Source organism: Aeromonas sp. R2-1 (genome assembly GCF_040908425.1).
Classification (GTDB): Bacteria; Pseudomonadota; Gammaproteobacteria; order Enterobacterales; family Aeromonadaceae; genus Aeromonas; species Aeromonas caviae.
The window spans coordinates 1-16,238 of the sequence record NZ_JBFODR010000042.1 but is presented as its reverse complement, the minus strand read 5'-3'; the positions used below and the strand labels follow the sequence as shown (position 1 = coordinate 16,238).

10 protein-coding genes, 7 tRNA genes and 1 riboswitch are annotated in these 16,238 nt (G+C 62.8%); of the genes, 8 read left to right on the top strand and 9 right to left on the bottom strand.

From position 1 onward, the window contains the following. The first annotated feature begins 3 nt into the window (after window positions 1-3). The 4 genes from AB5Y80_RS15325 (at window position 4) to AB5Y80_RS15310 (ending at window position 2,905) form a co-directional block, all read left to right on the top strand. Window positions 4-531, top strand: a complete 528-nt coding sequence (locus tag AB5Y80_RS15325) for a MotA/TolQ/ExbB proton channel family protein (protein WP_041212455.1) — start codon at window positions 4-6, stop codon at window positions 529-531. Between the two features lie 67 nt (window positions 532-598). Next, on the top strand, window positions 599-1,006 hold the full coding sequence (locus tag AB5Y80_RS15320) for a biopolymer transporter ExbD (RefSeq protein ID WP_005327075.1): 408 nt from the start codon (window positions 599-601) through the stop codon (window positions 1,004-1,006). 16 nt (window positions 1,007-1,022) lie between these two features. Next, window positions 1,023-1,658, top strand: coding sequence for an energy transducer TonB (locus AB5Y80_RS15315; RefSeq protein WP_039040356.1), 636 nt, complete (start codon window positions 1,023-1,025; stop codon window positions 1,656-1,658). Window positions 1,659-1,669: 11 nt separating this feature from the next. Then, a complete protein-coding gene (locus tag AB5Y80_RS15310; RefSeq protein WP_323932083.1) occupies window positions 1,670-2,905 on the top strand; it encodes a tetratricopeptide repeat protein in 1,236 nt (411 codons plus the stop codon). Window positions 2,906-3,247: 342 nt separating this feature from the next. Here AB5Y80_RS15310 and AB5Y80_RS15305 read toward each other — a convergent pair whose 3' ends face one another. Then, window positions 3,248-6,253 (bottom strand): glycosyl hydrolase family 18 protein, encoded by a 3,006-nt coding sequence (locus AB5Y80_RS15305; RefSeq protein WP_368173206.1) that lies wholly within the window; start codon window positions 6,251-6,253, stop codon window positions 3,248-3,250. Window positions 6,254-6,398: 145 nt separating this feature from the next. Next, a riboswitch (cyclic di-GMP riboswitch) is annotated at window positions 6,399-6,482 on the bottom strand. A gap of 293 nt (window positions 6,483-6,775) precedes the next feature. Here AB5Y80_RS15305 and AB5Y80_RS15300 point away from each other — a divergent pair. Then, a complete protein-coding gene (locus tag AB5Y80_RS15300; RefSeq protein WP_368173157.1) occupies window positions 6,776-8,917 on the top strand; it encodes an ExeM/NucH family extracellular endonuclease in 2,142 nt (713 codons plus the stop codon). Between the two features lie 459 nt (window positions 8,918-9,376). On the opposite strand, the gene AB5Y80_RS15295 is transcribed toward AB5Y80_RS15300, so the two are convergent. From AB5Y80_RS15295 to gltX, 6 genes are all read right to left on the bottom strand, one after another. Then, window positions 9,377-9,452: transfer RNA gene (locus AB5Y80_RS15295), tRNA-Ala, on the bottom strand. A gap of 34 nt (window positions 9,453-9,486) precedes the next feature. Then, window positions 9,487-9,562: transfer RNA gene (locus AB5Y80_RS15290), tRNA-Ala, on the bottom strand. 48 nt (window positions 9,563-9,610) lie between these two features. Continuing rightward, window positions 9,611-9,686: transfer RNA gene (locus AB5Y80_RS15285), tRNA-Ala, on the bottom strand. A 63-nt stretch (window positions 9,687-9,749) separates the two neighbouring features. Then, window positions 9,750-9,825 (bottom strand) — tRNA-Ala (locus AB5Y80_RS15280). 28 nt (window positions 9,826-9,853) lie between these two features. Beyond that, a tRNA-Ala gene (locus AB5Y80_RS15275) sits at window positions 9,854-9,929 on the bottom strand. A gap of 532 nt (window positions 9,930-10,461) precedes the next feature. Further along, window positions 10,462-11,877: a glutamate--tRNA ligase gene (gltX, locus tag AB5Y80_RS15270; protein WP_368173156.1), complete on the bottom strand. Its 1,416-nt coding sequence runs from the start codon at window positions 11,875-11,877 to the stop codon at window positions 10,462-10,464. A gap of 263 nt (window positions 11,878-12,140) precedes the next feature. Here gltX and AB5Y80_RS15265 point away from each other — a divergent pair, with 263 nt between their 5' ends. The 3 genes from AB5Y80_RS15265 to AB5Y80_RS15255 all read left to right on the top strand — a co-directional run bounded on the left by AB5Y80_RS15265 (window position 12,141) and on the right by AB5Y80_RS15255 (window position 15,507). Beyond that, entirely contained in the window at window positions 12,141-14,243 is a 2,103-nt protein-coding gene (locus AB5Y80_RS15265; RefSeq protein WP_368173155.1) for a methyl-accepting chemotaxis protein, read from the top strand. Between the two features lie 99 nt (window positions 14,244-14,342). Further along, on the top strand, window positions 14,343-15,002 hold the full coding sequence (locus AB5Y80_RS15260) for a LysM-like peptidoglycan-binding domain-containing protein (protein ID WP_010675484.1): 660 nt from the start codon (window positions 14,343-14,345) through the stop codon (window positions 15,000-15,002). Between the two features lie 295 nt (window positions 15,003-15,297). Further along, on the top strand, window positions 15,298-15,507 hold the full coding sequence (locus AB5Y80_RS15255) for a cold-shock protein (protein WP_005297820.1): 210 nt from the start codon (window positions 15,298-15,300) through the stop codon (window positions 15,505-15,507). A gap of 554 nt (window positions 15,508-16,061) precedes the next feature. On the opposite strand, the gene AB5Y80_RS15250 is transcribed toward AB5Y80_RS15255, so the two are convergent. Together AB5Y80_RS15250 and AB5Y80_RS15245 are read right to left on the bottom strand one after the other, a co-directional pair. Next, window positions 16,062-16,137 (bottom strand) — tRNA-Gly (locus tag AB5Y80_RS15250). Between the two features lie 24 nt (window positions 16,138-16,161). Further along, window positions 16,162-16,237: transfer RNA gene (locus AB5Y80_RS15245), tRNA-Gly, on the bottom strand. Window position 16,238 lies beyond the last annotated feature (1 nt).

Here is a 16,238-nt window from a genome sequence, read left to right as displayed (position 1 = left end):
CCCATGTGGTTCTGGTTGATTGAAGAAGTCGAGTCGGTCCGTCGGTTTCTGGGATTGGGGGGCGACGTACTGGTCGCCCTGTTCTTCCTGACCCTGATGATGTGGGCCCTGCTGCTGGAGCGCTGGTTCTACTTCATGGCGGTCTACCCCAAACAGGTGAAGCAAACCAAGGCTACTTGGCTGGCCCGCACCGATCACCTCTCCTGGTCTGCCAGGCAGATCCGCCGCGAGCTGGTCTCGCGGGTGGCCATGGCGGTGGACAAGGGGATGCCGGTCATCAAGGTGCTGATCGCCCTCTGCCCGCTGATGGGGCTGCTCGGGACCGTGGTGGGCATGGTGCAGGTGTTCGACACTCTGGCCATTACCGGCACCGGCTCCCCCAGGGCGATGGCCTCGGGGATCTCCAAGGCGACGGTACCGACCATGGCGGGCATGATTGCCGCCCTTTCCGGCCTGTTTTTTGTCAACCAGCTCGATCACAAGGCCAAGTTGGCGGTGCAGAAGCTGGAAGACAACCTGAAACACGGCTGATGCAGGATGCACATCCCCGGCCGGGCCATGCCCGCCGGGGCACAGAACAAGCAAGGAGTTTTTTGCCATGAGAAAACGTCACAGCGACAGCGGTGCTGACGAGGCGGCCATCGATTTGACCCCCATGCTGGACATCGTGTTCATCATGCTGATCTTCTTCATCGTCACCACCTCGTTCGTCAAGGAGTCCGGCGTGGAGATCAACCGCCCGAGCGCCAGCACGGCCGAGACGGTGAAGAAGGGGAACATCATGGTCGCGGTCCGCGAGAACGGTCAGGTCTGGGTCGACAAACGGGTCGTCGAAGTGGGTGCCGTGCGCGCCAACATCGAGCGGCTGCGGGCGGAGAACCCGGAGAGCGCCGTGGTGATTCAGGCCGATACCGAGTCCCGTTCCGGGCTGGTGGTGCAGGTCATGGACCAGATCCGCATGGCCGGTGTCCAGAACATCTCCATCGCGGCGAGCAAGAGCAGCTGATGCCGGAGCGAGCCCTATGAGATACCTGATATCGTTGGCGGTCTCCTGCGTGGTGGTGTTCTTCCTGTTTCTGGGAATGAACAAGCTCATCACGCCGGATCACCGGGAGCTGACGGAGCGGGAGGACGTCACCATGACCGACTTCATCCGCCTCAAGCCTCAGGAGACCCTGCAAGAGAAACAACGGGAACTGCCCAAGCCGCCGCCCCCGAACCGCCCGCCGCCCCCGCCCGAGATGGAGGTGGCGAGCACGGACAGGCCGCAGATGGAGAGCTCCCCCATGGACATGCCCAAACTCGACATCCCGGTCAACATCGGTGGCGGCAACGCCCTGGGTGCCTACAGCACCGGCGGCGGTGGCGGCGGCATGGGTGGCAACAACGGCGCCATCCCGATGGCGACCTTCGAGCCCATGATGCCCCGCAAGGCGGCCCTGGCCGGTCTCGCATCCGGCAAGGTACTGGTGGAGTTCACCGTCACCGAGCGCGGTACCGTGAGCAACATCCGCATCGTCAAGGAAGAGCCCCGCAGCTATGACCTCGGCAAGGCGGCGCGCCAGACCATTGCCAAGTGGACCTTCAAGCCGGCCATGGTGGACGGCAAGCCGCAGGCCAGTCGCATGCAGCAAGAGATCGAGTTTGCGACCAACTAAGGAGGGTGGCGATGAAAAAGTTACATACCCTGATCCTCGCCCCGGTGGCCATGGCGGTGCTGCTCAGCACCGCCACCTGGGCTGCCGAACAACCCGCCCTGTCTGACCGCGCCTACCGCGCGGTCAACAAGGCTCAGGCGTTGATCACCGAGAAGAAATACGGCGAGGCCAATGCCAAGCTGCAGGAGGCGCTGTCCGGCGCCGGCGAGCGGGTCTACGACAAGGGGGTCATTTTGCAGACCCTGGGCTTCGTGGCGGCGCAGCAGGAGAAGTACGGTCAGGCGACCAAGTACTTCGCCGACGCCATCGCCACCGGCGGACTGCCCCAGCCGGTGGCCCAGCAGGTGCGCTACAACCTGGCCCAGCTCTACATGGCGGAGGGGAACTTCAAGGGTTCCATCAACACCATGAAGGAGTGGTTCGCAAACCTCGGCAAGGACGAGAAGCCGACCCCGCACGCCTACATCACCCTGGCCAACGCCCATGTGCAGCTCAAGCAGTACCGGGAAGCCATTCCGGCAGTGGACAACGCGATCAAGCTCTCCGCGGGCAAGGCGCCGGAGTCCTGGTACCTGCTGAAGATGGCGGCCCACTACGAGCTGAAACAGTACAAGCCGGCCACCGAGGTGCTGACCGCCCTGGTGGACCGCTACCCGGAGAAGAAGAAGTACTGGACCCAGCTCTCGGCCATGCACATGCAGGCGGGCAACGATGCCAAGGCCCTGGCGGCGCTGGAAGGGGCCTACAACCTCGGCATGCTGACCGAAGCCAACGAGTTGCAGCGGCTCGCCAACTACCTCGCCTTCGCCGGCATTCCCCACCGCGCCGCCCGCGTGATGGAGAAGGCCATGAAGGAGGGGCAGATCGAGAGCACAGCGGCCAACTACAAGACGCTGGCCAACTACTGGCATCAGGCCAAGGAGCTGGACCCGGCCATCGACACCCTGGCCAAGTCCTACAAGCTGGCCCCCAATGCCGAGCTGCAGCTCAAGATGGCGCGCATGATGATCCAGAGCAAGCGCTACCAGGATCTGGTGGCCTTCGCCGCCAAGCCTGCCGCCAACGCCAGCGGCGAGCAGCGGGCGGATCTGAAGTTCCTGACCGGGGTCGCCTATTTTGAGCAGCAAAAGCCCAAGGAGGCGCTCTCCGCCTTCACTCAGGCCGCCCAGAATGGCAATGTCAGTGGTCGCGCTTCCCCCTGGATCAGCTTCTTGAAAGAGCAGCAGGGCGGCGCCGTCACCCAATAAAGCTGCGCGGCCCGGCTGGCGGGACGGGGATCTCCCCGACTCGGCATCCGGGCCGCGACACATCGACAAGGGGGTCACCCCGCAGATTGCCTTGGTGGCAATTGGCCGCTCTTCGGAGCGGTCTTTTTTATGGCACCGCCCCTGCCCTTTTCCCCCTCCTTCTCCTGATGCAAGGCACAAAAAAATCCGGAGCCTGGGCTCCGGATTGGGTCATTGCCTTGCGAGAGAACAGGCCATGCAAAGTGCCGGCCTGCCGCTCAAACGGTCATCAGTAGCTGCACACCAGCTTCCAGCTGCCGTCGCCCACTCTGAGTTCGCTGCTGGTATAGCAGCCTGGACAACTCAGTAGCTGCATATCAGTTTCCAGCTGCCGTCGCCCGCCTTGGGCTCGCTGCTGGTCCACCAGTTGGCCTGCCACACCGCCTTGCCGTTGGTCATGCGGTCGTTGCCATTGGCGTGATCCCCGCGCGGCCAGGTCGGATAGGCATTGTAGTCCGCCGGGTTGACGTTCTGGCTGGCACAGGTGGTGCCACCGCTGCCGCCGTCACCACCGCCACTGCTGCCCAGCACCGCCTCGGCCAGGGCCGGGAAGTCGGACTTCAGGCCTATGGTCTGGCTGCCGGCAATCAGGCGCATGCCGCTCGGCACGCCGGCGGCCGGCAGGTAGTAGGTCATGGCCACTTCCACGTCGCTGTCCGGCGTCCAGGCTTTCCAGGCTGGCAGCGTCAGAGCCACCTTGTGGAAGTCCTTCTCATTGGCGATGCCGTCCGAGTTCTGGTTGCCACCGCTCTCCACCACTTTCAGCCCCATGCCGCTCTGGTCGGTGATGGTGTCTGAGGTGGAGGTGGGGACCAGGAACTCGATGCGGGTGCCACCCGGAATGGTCTGGGTCGACTTGTTGGTGAGCTTGAGGGTCGGGTTGATCGGGTAGTTGGAGTCCCCTTCCTTGAAGCCGGAGAGGCTCACGCCGATGTCGAGCTGGGCGGCCGGAGCCGGCAGATCATTCTGCTTCAGTGCCGCCTTGTCGGCCTTGCTGAACTTCTCGTAGGCGAGGCTGGTGAGGGTGCTGCCCATCACGTACTCGTTCTTCGCGGCGTCGAAGTCATAGTCCCCCGCCATCTCCCAGAACATGACGCCCCCCAGGCCCCGCTTGACGATGTAGTCGAGCTTGTGACCCATGGACTCTTCATCTTCGGTGGAGAGGAACACCTTCTTCTGCTCGTTCCAGAGCCAGGGCGCATGAGCCTTGTCGTCGTAGTAACGCACATACTGGCCTTGCATCACGTGGGCCGGGTTGTTGGGATCCAGACCCCAGGCCTGGCCGTAACTCGGCAGGGTGGTGATGCCGAGGCTGGCCGCGTGCTCCAGGTTCTTGGCATGCCACATGGGCACGGCGCCACCGCCAATCTCCTTGCCGTTCTTGTCAAGGTCATGCCAGATGTTGTCGATGCCCACCGCCCCGTTGCCGCACGGAATGGTGCTGCCACCGGTGCCAGGCTGGCAATCGCTCTGGCTCGGCAGCGCCGCCTTGCCACCCAGACCGTGGGTGCCACCGGTGACCCCCTGCCAGCCACGGGTGTAATAGGGCACCCCTATGTTGATCTTGCCCGCCGCCAGGGCACCACGGAAGTAGTGGGCCGCCCAGGCGGAGTTGAGATAGCCGATGCCGCCAAACTGGGCCTGGGTGTAGACCCCCCACTGGGACAACTCGGGATCCGCCTTGTTGTCGAACAGGGCGGCGTTGTGACCGACGAAGTGGTTCCAGGCACCGTGGAAGTCATAGGTCATCAGGTTGACGTAGTCGAGGTACTGGGTGACCTGGAAGTTCTCCATGCCGCGCAGCAGGTAGGCCGAGGCCGGCGAGGCGATGGTCAGCATGTACTTGCGACCGTCCTCGGTGCCGGCGCTGTCGAGCTTGTTGCGCAGGGTCTTCATCAGCACTTCATAGTTCGCAAAGAGCTTGCCGCGACACTGGTTGGAGAGCGGGAAATCGTTGGGGTTGCCCGCATCCTTCATGGAGGTGGGGTACTCGTAGTCGATATCCACCCCATCGAAGCCGTACTGGCGGATGAAGCCCACGGCCGAGTCGGCAAAGGCGTTGATGCCGGCGGTGTTGACCGAGCAGTCGCCCTTGGTGGTGGCGGCGTAGAAGCCGCGGGTATCGGCCCACCCCCCCACCGAGATCAGGGTCTTCACGTCCGGATACTGCTTCTTGTACTTCGACAGCAGGTTGAAGTGGCCCTTGTAGGCAAACTCCGGATCCATCTCGGCGCCCGGCACCCCGTTCCAGGTCAGCTTGGTGGCGGCGTCATCCACCTTGATGGTGTGACTCTGCTCGTCCACCGCCGCGAAGGCGTAGTTGATGTGGGTGATCTTGTCCCAGGGAATGTCGCTCACCAGGTAGGCGGGCAGGCCGTTCTTGCCGGTGCGCCAGGAGGTGAAATACCCGATGACGCGGCGGCCGTGGTCATCCCCCATGCACTCGCTGCCATCGGCGCGGTAGATCTGGCGCACGTCGCAGGAGAGGTTGCCGCCGGTGGGGGGCAGGGCCGCCTCTTCCACCTGCACGTCCACCTGGGCCGACTCGCCAGAGAGGTTGCTCTTGTCGGTCGCCACCAGCTTGAGGCCGGTCAGCCCCTTGTTCTGGGGCGTCCAGCTCAGCTGCCAGGGGGCGCTGGTGTCCTCGCCCACCTTCTGGCCATTCACGAAGAGCTCGACCTTGGCGACGTCGTCATTGGCGTCGGTGACATTGCCGCTCACGGTGAGGGCGCGGCCCAGGGTCACCCTGGCGCCGGCGGCGGGGCTTGCGATGCTCACCCTGGGCGCCTCTGGCGCCACCACAGCGGCGGCCTTGAAGCTCGAATCCGCCTCGCTCAGCACCTTGCCGTCTTTATCCAGCGCCCGGGCCTTGAGGGCGTGATTGCCCGCACCGGCAGCAGACCAGCTGGCACTCCAGGGAGAAGCCGTGGCGGTGGCGACCAGGGTGCCGTCGATGAGGTATTCCACCCGGGCGAGCGCCGTGACCGGGCCGCTCAGCGTCACCGCCAGGGCCACACTGGCCCCCTCGCTGACGCTGGCACCCACGGCGGGGGAGCCGATGGCGACGACCAGGGACGGTGGCGGCACCTCGCCACCATACAGCTTCCAGGCATCGGCCCAGACCACACCCACCCCGGGGGCATAGTGATAGGGGGACGCGCCGCACCAACCGGAGTAAGGGAATTCCTTGCATTCATAGAGGGCGCCTGCGTTGCTGACGATGTCGCCAGCCTTGTAGGCGGTGCCGGCCTGATAGGCGGGGTAAGCGGCCTGCGCCCAGGCAGGGACGGCCGCAAGGGCGACCAGCATGGCAAGCCTGCTGGGCCTCAAGATCTGTTGCATATTGTTATCTTCCTTGTTTTGTCTTGGCTTCAATGCCGGGAAAAGCGCAATCGCAACAGGGAACAAGGGAGCGACAACAGGCCATGGACGGGCCACAAACCCTCAAGTCACCCTGGGTAACCCCGCTGTCTGGCCCGGATGGGACAGATCGGAGGCTTTGCGTCCCGGCATCACTGCCGGTTTGCCCTTTGCCTGGGTTCCGTGAGGAACGGCTCGAGTATAGGAAGCAAGTGACCACTGCTCAATCTTTATTCTCGAAGGAAAATATGTGAATGCTGGCCGCCTCACACTTTTCGCTCCCACCTGATGACAAATAGATCATCAATATCAAACTGTTAGCCACGTCAAAAAATGGCAAATGGGCTCCTTTGTCTCCTCATAATGTGCGTTGGTTCACTGGTCAGAGCTGCCAGAAATGTGACAATGCGCGCCCTTGGCCACGATGCCAAGGCTATGGAAACACTGGCAAAAATAAAAAAAGGAATACCCATGAAAGGAACACCTACCCTGCTGTCGCTGGCCGTGGGGCTCGCGCTCGCGTCCCCGTCTCTCTACGCCGCCGGCTTCAGTTGCCCGGCCGACAGTGCCCTCACCCCCATCCCCGCCATCCAGGGCAGCGGCGACAAGAGCCCCCTCGTCCCGGACGATCAGTTCGAAAGCACCCAGAGCGTCTCGGTCAAGGCGGTGGTCTCAGGTCTGGGCGAAAGCCTCAACAAGGGCTTCTACCTGCTGGATGTGCAGGGGGACGGCAACCCCGAGACGTCGGACGGCATTTTCGTCTACCTCAACGACAAGAACTTCGCCAGCAAGTACCCGGACATCCAGCCGGGCGCCCTGGTCTGTCTGGAGGCCAAGGTCGAGGAGTATTACGGCCACACCCAGCTCAAGCCCCTGTTTGACGGCAGCACGCCGCGCCTGACGACCCTGGCCCAGGGCGCCGCCCCGGCCGCCACGGCGCTGCGGGTACTGGAGGGGGAAACCCTGGCCCGGGCCCTGGAGCGTCACGAAGGGATGCGGGTGCGCCTTGACGCCGACAGCGCCCTCCAAATCAGCCGCAACTTCAGCTACGACTATGCCGCGCGGCGCAACAACCTGGTGCTCGCTCACGGCGCCCCGCTGATGAAGCCGACCCAGCTCCATGTGGCAAGCAGCCCCGAGGCCGTGGCGCTGGCCGAGGCCAACGCCAGCAACCGCGTCTTCCTCGAGTCGGACGTCAAGGCGGGGGACGGCAAGCTCCCCTGGCTGCCCGCCTGGGAGCCGGAGCAGGGTTACCTGCGCATCGGCGATGCCCCGGTCAATCTGGAGGCCATGGTCGGCTACAGCTACAACGAGTACCGCCTGATCGTGCCCCGGGATCAGACCATCACCGCGGGGGATCTGCTGCGCACCGGCGACAACGACCGCCAGAGCGCCCCGGCCCGCCTGGATGGCACTGACCTTCGCATCGGCAGCTTCAACGTGCTCAACTACTTCACCAGCCACTCCAGCGTGGGGGGTGCCCTCAACGTGCTCTGCGCGGATCAGGCGGATGCGGACAGCGCCAAGGGCTGCAACCGCGGCGCCAAGAGCCTGGAGGAGTTCCAGTTGCAGCGCGCCAAGATCGTCAACGCCATCACCGAAATGGACGCCGACCTGCTCGGCCTGATGGAGATGGAGAACAACGGCTTTGATGAGCACGCCGCCCTCCACGATCTGGTGGAGAGCCTCAACGCCAGGCAGAAGGAGGCGAGCAAGCACTACGCCTTCGTCACCCTGCCCAAGGCCCTGCTCACGGAGGATCGCTTCTTTGGCGGCGACGCCATCATGGTGGCCATGATCTACCGCCCCGCCCTGCTCACCCCGAGCGGGGATGCCGACGTCATCCCCCTGCCCCAGCAGCGCTACACCACGGGCGGCGTCACCAAGAGCGCCGGTCAGCGGGACTCCCTGGTCCAGCGCTTCACCGTGGCGGGCAGCGACGCCCCCCTGACCCTGGTGGTCAACCACCTCAAGTCCAAGGGGTCGGGCTGCTATGAAAACGGGGATGGCAAGACGGAGCCTGCGGATCTGCAGGGCAAGTGCACCGAGTTTCGGGTGAGCGCCGCCAAGGTGCTGGGGGAGGCGGTGAGCAAGATGCCGGGCCAGGTGCTGCTGGTGGGGGACTTCAACTCCTACGCCAAGGAGGATCCCATCCGGGTGCTAACCGACTATGCGCCGGTCGCGGGGGAGCGCCAGATCCGCTCCGCCTCCCACACCTACATCGGCGACAAGCCCTATGAACAGATGGGCCAGACGGTGGCCAAGGGTTACGGCCTGGTGGATCTGAACGTCAAGTTCAACCAGGAGAAGGCCATCTCCTACAGCTACGAGGCCGAGCTCGGCACCCTGGACTACGCCCTCGCCAACCCGGCGCTGGCTGACAAGGTGGTGGCGGTGGCCGACTGGCACATCAACTCCTTCGAGAGCAACCTGTTCGAATATGGCAGCGCCTACACCGGCGATCTCATCAAGTCGGACAACCCCTTCAGCGCCTCGGACCACGACCCCGTCATCGTCGACCTCAAGCTCAAGGAAGCGAGCAAGGGGGGTGGCGGCGCCATGGGGGCCCTGCTGCTGGCCTTGTTGCCGCTCGCCTGGCGGCGTCGTCGCTAAGACGCGGCATCTTCGATGCCAGGTGCAAAGCCCGCGATGATCGCGGGCTTTTTTTGTGCCATGGCCATTTGAAAAACAAATGCAAAGGGCCACATCATGGGATGAATAAATGCCCTGTTGCCCCACCCGCCCCTTTCCCGGGGGGCTGGCACCCTGTCGACGGGGAAACCCGGTGCTGACACCAGGGGCCGGATGGCGTATCCCGCAGGCTGCCGAACGAGCCAACCGCCACGCGGCAGAGGATGGCATCGCGCAGCCCGCGCCATGGCCATGGCGGCATCGGCGCCAATCCCCCCCCTCACACCCGTCAGCGGCGGCCAGGGCCGCTGATGTCCTCGCGGACAGGGTGAAACGCCATTTGCCAGACAAATGCAAAGGGCGAGATCATGGGAAATCCAAATGACAGGCAAACAAAAAGGCCACCGCGATGCGGTGGCCTTGGTGCTTTCTTGCGAAAGGTGGTGGAGCTACGCGGGATCGAACCGCGGACCTCTTGCATGCCATGCAAGCGCTCTCCCAGCTGAGCTATAACCCCGATGTGTGTGAGTGACACTGAATCACTCTGAATTTGGTGGAGCTACGCGGGATCGAACCGCGGACCTCTTGCATGCCATGCAAGCGCTCTCCCAGCTGAGCTATAACCCCAAATTCGGTACTCAATGAATGGTTCTGGCGGCCATTCATCCTCAATAATGGTGGAGCTACGCGGGATCGAACCGCGGACCTCTTGCATGCCATGCAAGCGCTCTCCCAGCTGAGCTATAACCCCACAAAGGTCGGCCTGGGTGATACACACCGCACTGCCCTGGGTACTTCATATCAATCGGGAACCTGGTGGAGCTACGCGGGATCGAACCGCGGACCTCTTGCATGCCATGCAAGCGCTCTCCCAGCTGAGCTATAACCCCTTGGATTCCAGATTGTTCGAGGAGAATTTGGTGGAGCTACGCGGGATCGAACCGCGGACCTCTTGCATGCCATGCAAGCGCTCTCCCAGCTGAGCTATAACCCCAACTCACCTCGGCGCTACCAAAGTTATCTCTGGCAACGGAGGCGCATGATAGGCATCACCCGCTTTGCTGTCAACCCAAAATTCTCGCCCACTGGAGCGTTTAGTCAAAATTCAGGCAGTTAGCTGTTTTTACCGCCAACCTCGTCGCTATGTCGCTGTTTTACGTCGCAAATCCGCTTGAGGCCAAAATACGAAGGGCCCCCGTCAGGGAGCCCTTTTCATGCCATGGCCGATGTTTATTCAGCGGCCATGCGCGCTTCGATATACGCCAGGGCGCGGTCGATGCGGGCGAGGACCCGCTCCTTGCCCACCAGCGCCATCACGGCATCGATGGCAGGGGAAAGATTACCCCAGACCGGTGACGGCAATGTGCGGCGGCAAGCTTACTCGGCGGCCATGCGCGCTTCGATATACGCCAGGGCGCGGTCGATGCGGACGAGGACACGCTCCTTGCCCACCAGCGCCATCACGGCATCGATGGCAGGAGAGAGAGATTACCCCAGACCGGTGACGGCAATGTGCGGCGACAAGCTTACTCGGCGGCCATGCGCGCTTCGATATACGCCAGGGCGCGGTCGATGCGGGCGAGGACCCGCTCCTTGCCCACCAGCGCCATCACGGCGTCGATGGCAGGAGACTGGCCCAGACCGGTGACGGCCACACGCAGCGGCATGCCGACCTTGCCCATGCCCTGACCCAGCTCGGCGGCGGTCGCTTCAATCAGCTCGTGCAGCGCCTCGGTGGTCCAGGTCTCCAGGGCCGCCAGCTTGGTCTTGGCCAGAGCCAGCGGCTCGGCAGCCACACCGCGCAGGTGCTTCTTGGCAGCGGCTTCGTCAATGGCTTCGTACTCTTCGAACAGGTAGCGGCTCTGGGCAGCCACCTCCACCAGGGTGTTGCAGCGCTCGGCCAGCAGGGTGACCACGTCGGCCAGCGCCGGGCCATTGCTGGTGTCGATCTGCTGGTGTTCCATGTGCCATGCCAGATGCTTGGCCACATAAGCCGGATCCAGGCTGCGCATGTAGTGGTTGTTGAGCCACAAGAGCTTGTCGGTGTTGAAGGCAGAGGCGGACTTGGAGATGGCATCCAGGCTGAACAGCTTGATCATCTCGCCCAGGGTGAAGATCTCCTGATCCCCGTGGGACCAGCCCAGACGTACCAGATAGTTCAGCAGCGCTTCCGGCAGGTAACCGTCGTCGCGGTACTGCATGACGGAGACGGCGCCGTGGCGCTTGGAGAGTTTGGCGCCGTCGTCACCCAGGATCATGGAGACGTGGGCAAATTCCGGTACCGGCGCGTTCAGCGCCTTGTAGATGTTGATCTGGCGCGGGGTGTTGTTGATGTGGTCTTCCCCACGCACCACGTGGGTGATCTCCATGTCCCAGTCATCGACCACCACGCAGAAGTTGTAGGTCGGCGCGCCATCGGTACGGCGAATGATGAGATCGTCCAGCTCGGTGTTGGCGAACTCGATGCGGCCACGGACGTGGTCATCGAACACCACGGAGCCTTCGGTCGGGTTGCGGAAGCGGATCACGTGGGGCGCATCGGCCGGGTGATCGTGGGCGCCATCCCGGCACTTGCCGTCATAGCGGGGCTTCTCGCCGTTGGCCATCTGGCCTTCGCGCAGCGCTTCCAGCCGCTCCTTGGAGCAGTAGCACTTGTAGGCGCGGCCGTCAGCCAGCATCTCGTCGATAAGGCCGTTGTAGCGATCGAAGCGCTTGGTCTGGTAGTAGGGGCCCTCATCCCAGTTCAGCTCCAGCCATTCCATGCCCTCAATGATGGCGTCGATGGCCTCCTGAGTGGAACGTTCCAGATCGGTATCCTCGATACGCAGCACAAACTCACCGCCCTGGTTCTTTGCAAACAACCAGGAATAGAGTGCGGTACGGGCACCGCCGACATGCAGAAAGCCGGTCGGGCTGGGAGCAAAACGGGTTTTGACTTTCATCTTTAAGCCTTGTGTAGAGGGCCTTGGGCCAATTCGTTAAAAAAACCGTCGCATTTTAGCACCGACAATGACGGATGGGAAAACCATGGCGAGGCAGAGGGGAAAATAGGCTCCATTCCCGCAAAAACCGCTGTTTTAGAGTGATGTCTCAGAATTTTCCCTTTTTTCCCGCTTAGCTAGGCGAGGTTGCTGGAGAGATCTCCCGCACAGCCGATACTTCAGTCACCCCGTCAACGAACCCTCAACGATACAAGGAACGCGCGATGCAGTTTCGTTCTATCCAGAATCGTATCCTGGTACTGGCCGGTGTCGCCATGACCACGGCCCTGGTCATCCTGATCCTGCTCAACCAGTATTCAGGCCGGCAGACCCAGCAGCTCACCATCGACTCCAGCCGCGCCGCCCTGCAACAGGAGGCGTGGCAGAAGGTGAGCGCCAACGCCCGTGCCGAGGCCGCCACCATCACCCAACTGCTGCAAAAGGGGCTCTCCTACACCCAGCAGATGGCCAGCGTCTTCGCCCGCCAGCAGGAGGGCAAGCTGCCGCTGGATCGCCAGCAAGCCACCGACCTGCTCAAGGCCCAGCTTGCCCTGGATCCTCAGCTCTATGGCGCCTTCGCGGGATTCGAGCCCAACGGCTTCGACGGCCAGGACGAAAGCTTCGCCGGCCAGAGCGCGCTCGGCAGTGACGACAAGGGGCGCTTCGTTCCCTACTTCTATCGCGACAAGGATCAGATCGGCAGCGATCTGCTGCTCTCCATCGAAAAGAGCGATCCGGACGAGTTCGGCAACCCGGCCAACGACTACTACGCCTGCCCGAAACGGGAGGGGCGCCCCTGCCTCATCGACCCCTTCAAGGTGGACATCAACGGCCAGCAGGTGCTGGTGAGCACCATCACCACCCCCATCCTGGTGGATGGCCGGTTCAAGGGCATCGCCGCGCTGGATTTGGCGGTGGACTCCATCAGCCGTCAGGCCCAGTCTCTCAATAGCAACATCTATGACGGCAAGGGGGAGACCCTGATCGTCAGCGCCGCCGGTGTCATCACCGGCACCAGCGGCGACGCCAGCCTGCTCGGCAGCCGCGCCGACAAGGTGCTCGGCAACGGCTGGCAGCAGTACCTCAAACCGGACGTGCAGCGCCAGGAGCTTGACGATGCGTTTCGCATCTCGGTGCCCATCGCGGTGCCCGGCATGGCCCGCAACTGGGCCATCATCGTCACCCTGCCCTACAAGGTGGTGCTGGCGGGAGCGGACGAGCTGGCACGCCAGCTCACCGACATGAACCGCGCCGCCATGACCCAGCAGCTCATCGGTGCCCTCATCGTACTGGCGCTGGCCCTTGGCACCATGCTGGTCATTGCCCGCAGCATCACGGGCCCCATCCGCCAGATGGTGAGCCTGGTAGATGACATCGCCGACGGCGACGGGGATCTCACCAAGCGTCTGGAGACCCGCTCCCGGGACGAGCTAGGGGCCCTGGCCCGGGGCATCAACCGCTTCATCGACAAGCTGCAGGCCCTGCTCGGGGATGTGCAGAAGACCGCGAGCGAGGTCCATCGCCACGCCGGGGACACCGATCGCATCGCCGGCCAGACCGACAGCAACCTGCAGCATCATCAGGCCGAGATGGAGCAGATGCTGACCGCGGTGCAGGAGATGTCCTATGTCAGCCAGGAGGTGGCCACCCACGCCAACAACACCGCCGACTCCGCCAAGCAGGCCCAGGGCGCGGCGGACGAGGGCAAGGTACGCTTCCAGCGGGTGATCCACTCCATGCACAAGGTGGCTGCCGAGGCGGGCAAGGGCGCCGAGGTGGTGGAAGGGCTGGCTCACGACAGCGAGCAGATCACCAGCATCCTCACCGTCATCCAGGGGATCGCCGATCAGACCAACCTGCTGGCACTCAACGCCGCCATCGAGGCGGCCCGGGCCGGGGAGCAGGGGCGCGGTTTTGCGGTGGTGGCCGACGAGGTGCGCAAGCTGGCGGGCAACACCCAGCAGGCGGTGCAGAATACCCAGGAGCTGATCGACAAGATCCGCCACAGCTCCACCAACGCGGTCAACGCCATCCAGCAAAGCCAGCAGCTGACCCATCAGGCGGTGGGGGAAGCGGATCAGGCGGAGGCGGCCCTCGGCAGCATCTTCCAGGCCATCGCCACCATCAACGACATGACCTACCAGATCGCCTCCGCCGCCGAGGAGCAGAGCTCGGTTTCCGAGACCGTCTCCGGCAATCTGTCAAAAACCAGCGCACTGGCCAACGACATCGCCAGGGACGCCACCAGCACGGCCAACGCCAGTCAGGCCTTGCGTCAGGCGGCGGAACGTTTGCAGCAATTGTTGGGTCAGTTTCGTCTCAGCTGATAATTTTCATGCTCCGGACTCTCCCCCTCGGGGACGAGTCCGTTTACCATAGGCGGCATATTTGCCTGATGGCAGGCAATGTAGTGAGAGGTAAATGCCGTGCCCACCCCGGACCGTCGCCCACGTGGCCATAACAGACGAGCCCAGCAGCGTCGCCAAGACGAATCACAAGGAACCCTGCTCCAACGTATCAACGCGGCTACCCTGCCCCTGCGCCAGCGTCTCGGCCAGGGCATGAGTGGCCTGGGTCAGCGCAACAAGGAGCCGAAGGCGGCCTCGTTCAAGCTGGCAAGCCCCCTGCCCCGCAAACACACCATAGGGTTGCTGGTGCTGATCCCGCTCTGGCTGCTGGTGCTGGCCTGGGAGCCCGCCCCCGCCGCCCCGACCACAGCGCCGTCAGGCTCTCTGGCGGTCCCCCTGGCCGTGCCGGCCCAGGCCCTGACCGTCGGCAACGCCGGTGAGCCCCAGGCCGCCAAGCCCGTCGAGGAAAAAGTGGATGGCACCTGGTTGCAGCACGACGTGCAGGCCGGTGAAACCCTCTACTCCATCTTCCGCAAGTTCGAGCTGCCGGGGGCCGAGCTCAGCCGGCTCATCGCCATCGAAGGGCCGGACAGGCCGCTGACCCGGCTGCAGTCGGGCAAGTCGGTGTTCATCCTGGTGGACACCAGCCGCCGCATCCAGCGGGTCGAGGTCCGCTCTCTCGGTCAGGTCAGCTACCGCTACGACCGCCAGGGGGAAGGGTTCGCCCTCAAGGAATAGGGGGCTCGACCACCCCCCCCTTATGCAGACGGGAGGCCATGGCCTCCCATTTTTTTTGATGTGAAGCATGAATCAAGCTGCTGACTTCACAATACTTTTAGCTCGCTCAAAAAATGAAAAGTGCCAAATTGACAAGGGATCGGGCTCCAGTACAATCGGTCAGGCTTTAGACAGGGATTGTGCTACATGCTACTGGGACAAAGAGACGTGGTCAGTCATGCTTCAACCCCTGACTTCCAGGCAAATGCTGCCCAACCAGGCTTAGTTTCATTTTGTTATAGATAGGACTTACCACATGTCTGACATTCGCACCGGCCAAGTAAAATGGTTCAACGAAACCAAGGGTTTTGGCTTCATCGAGCAATCCCAGGGACCGGACGTTTTCGTTCACTTCTCCTCCATCCAGAGCGCAGGTTTCAAGACCCTGGCTGAAGGTCAAAAAGTCCAGTTCACTGTGACCCAGGGCAAAAAAGGCCCTCAGGCCGAGAACGTCACCGTTATCTGAGCCAGCGCCAGTGAACCCGTAGGAGGAGCCATCGCCCCTCCTATTTTTTTGCCCGCGATTTCCCCTCCTCGATCGGCAGAGCTCTTGCCGGGCTTGCCATCCCCACCTGCAAGCCGTTTATGGCCGCCACCAGCCGCCATAAATCAAAATGATGAGTTTTGGTTAAATGCCCCGGTTTTAACTTATAGCGAGCCACTGTCTGTCATTCAGGCCCTGCCAAGCCTGTTAGCCGACCGCAAAGGGTTGTGCCCGATCTCCGGGAGGCTATTAGCAAGCAATACATCTTGGTCTTATGACTTGGGATGTGCGGGGAAGAGAGAAATCAGGCAAACGCCGGATACGACAAATCATCGCGGCGCGATGTGATGGGCAATTCAAAGGGATTATGAGGACGTCGAAGAGAGATTGGAGCGGAAAACGAGACTCGAACTCGCGACCCCAGCCTTGGCAAGCGCGGATCATGCTCTACCAACAGGACGCGGCAGTGATGGTACTGAGAAACTGGATTCGTGTACTTGGGGGAGAGATTGAATTCGAAGGGTTCGAAGAGAGATTGGAGCGGGAAACGAGACTCGAACTCGCGACCCCGACCTTGGCAAGGTCGTGCTCTACCAACTGAGCTATTCCCGCAACAGGATGTCATCTGCAAGTGATTGGAGCGGGAAACGAGACTCGAACTCGCGACCCCGACCTTGGCAAGGTCGTGCTCTACCAACTGAGCTATTCCCGCA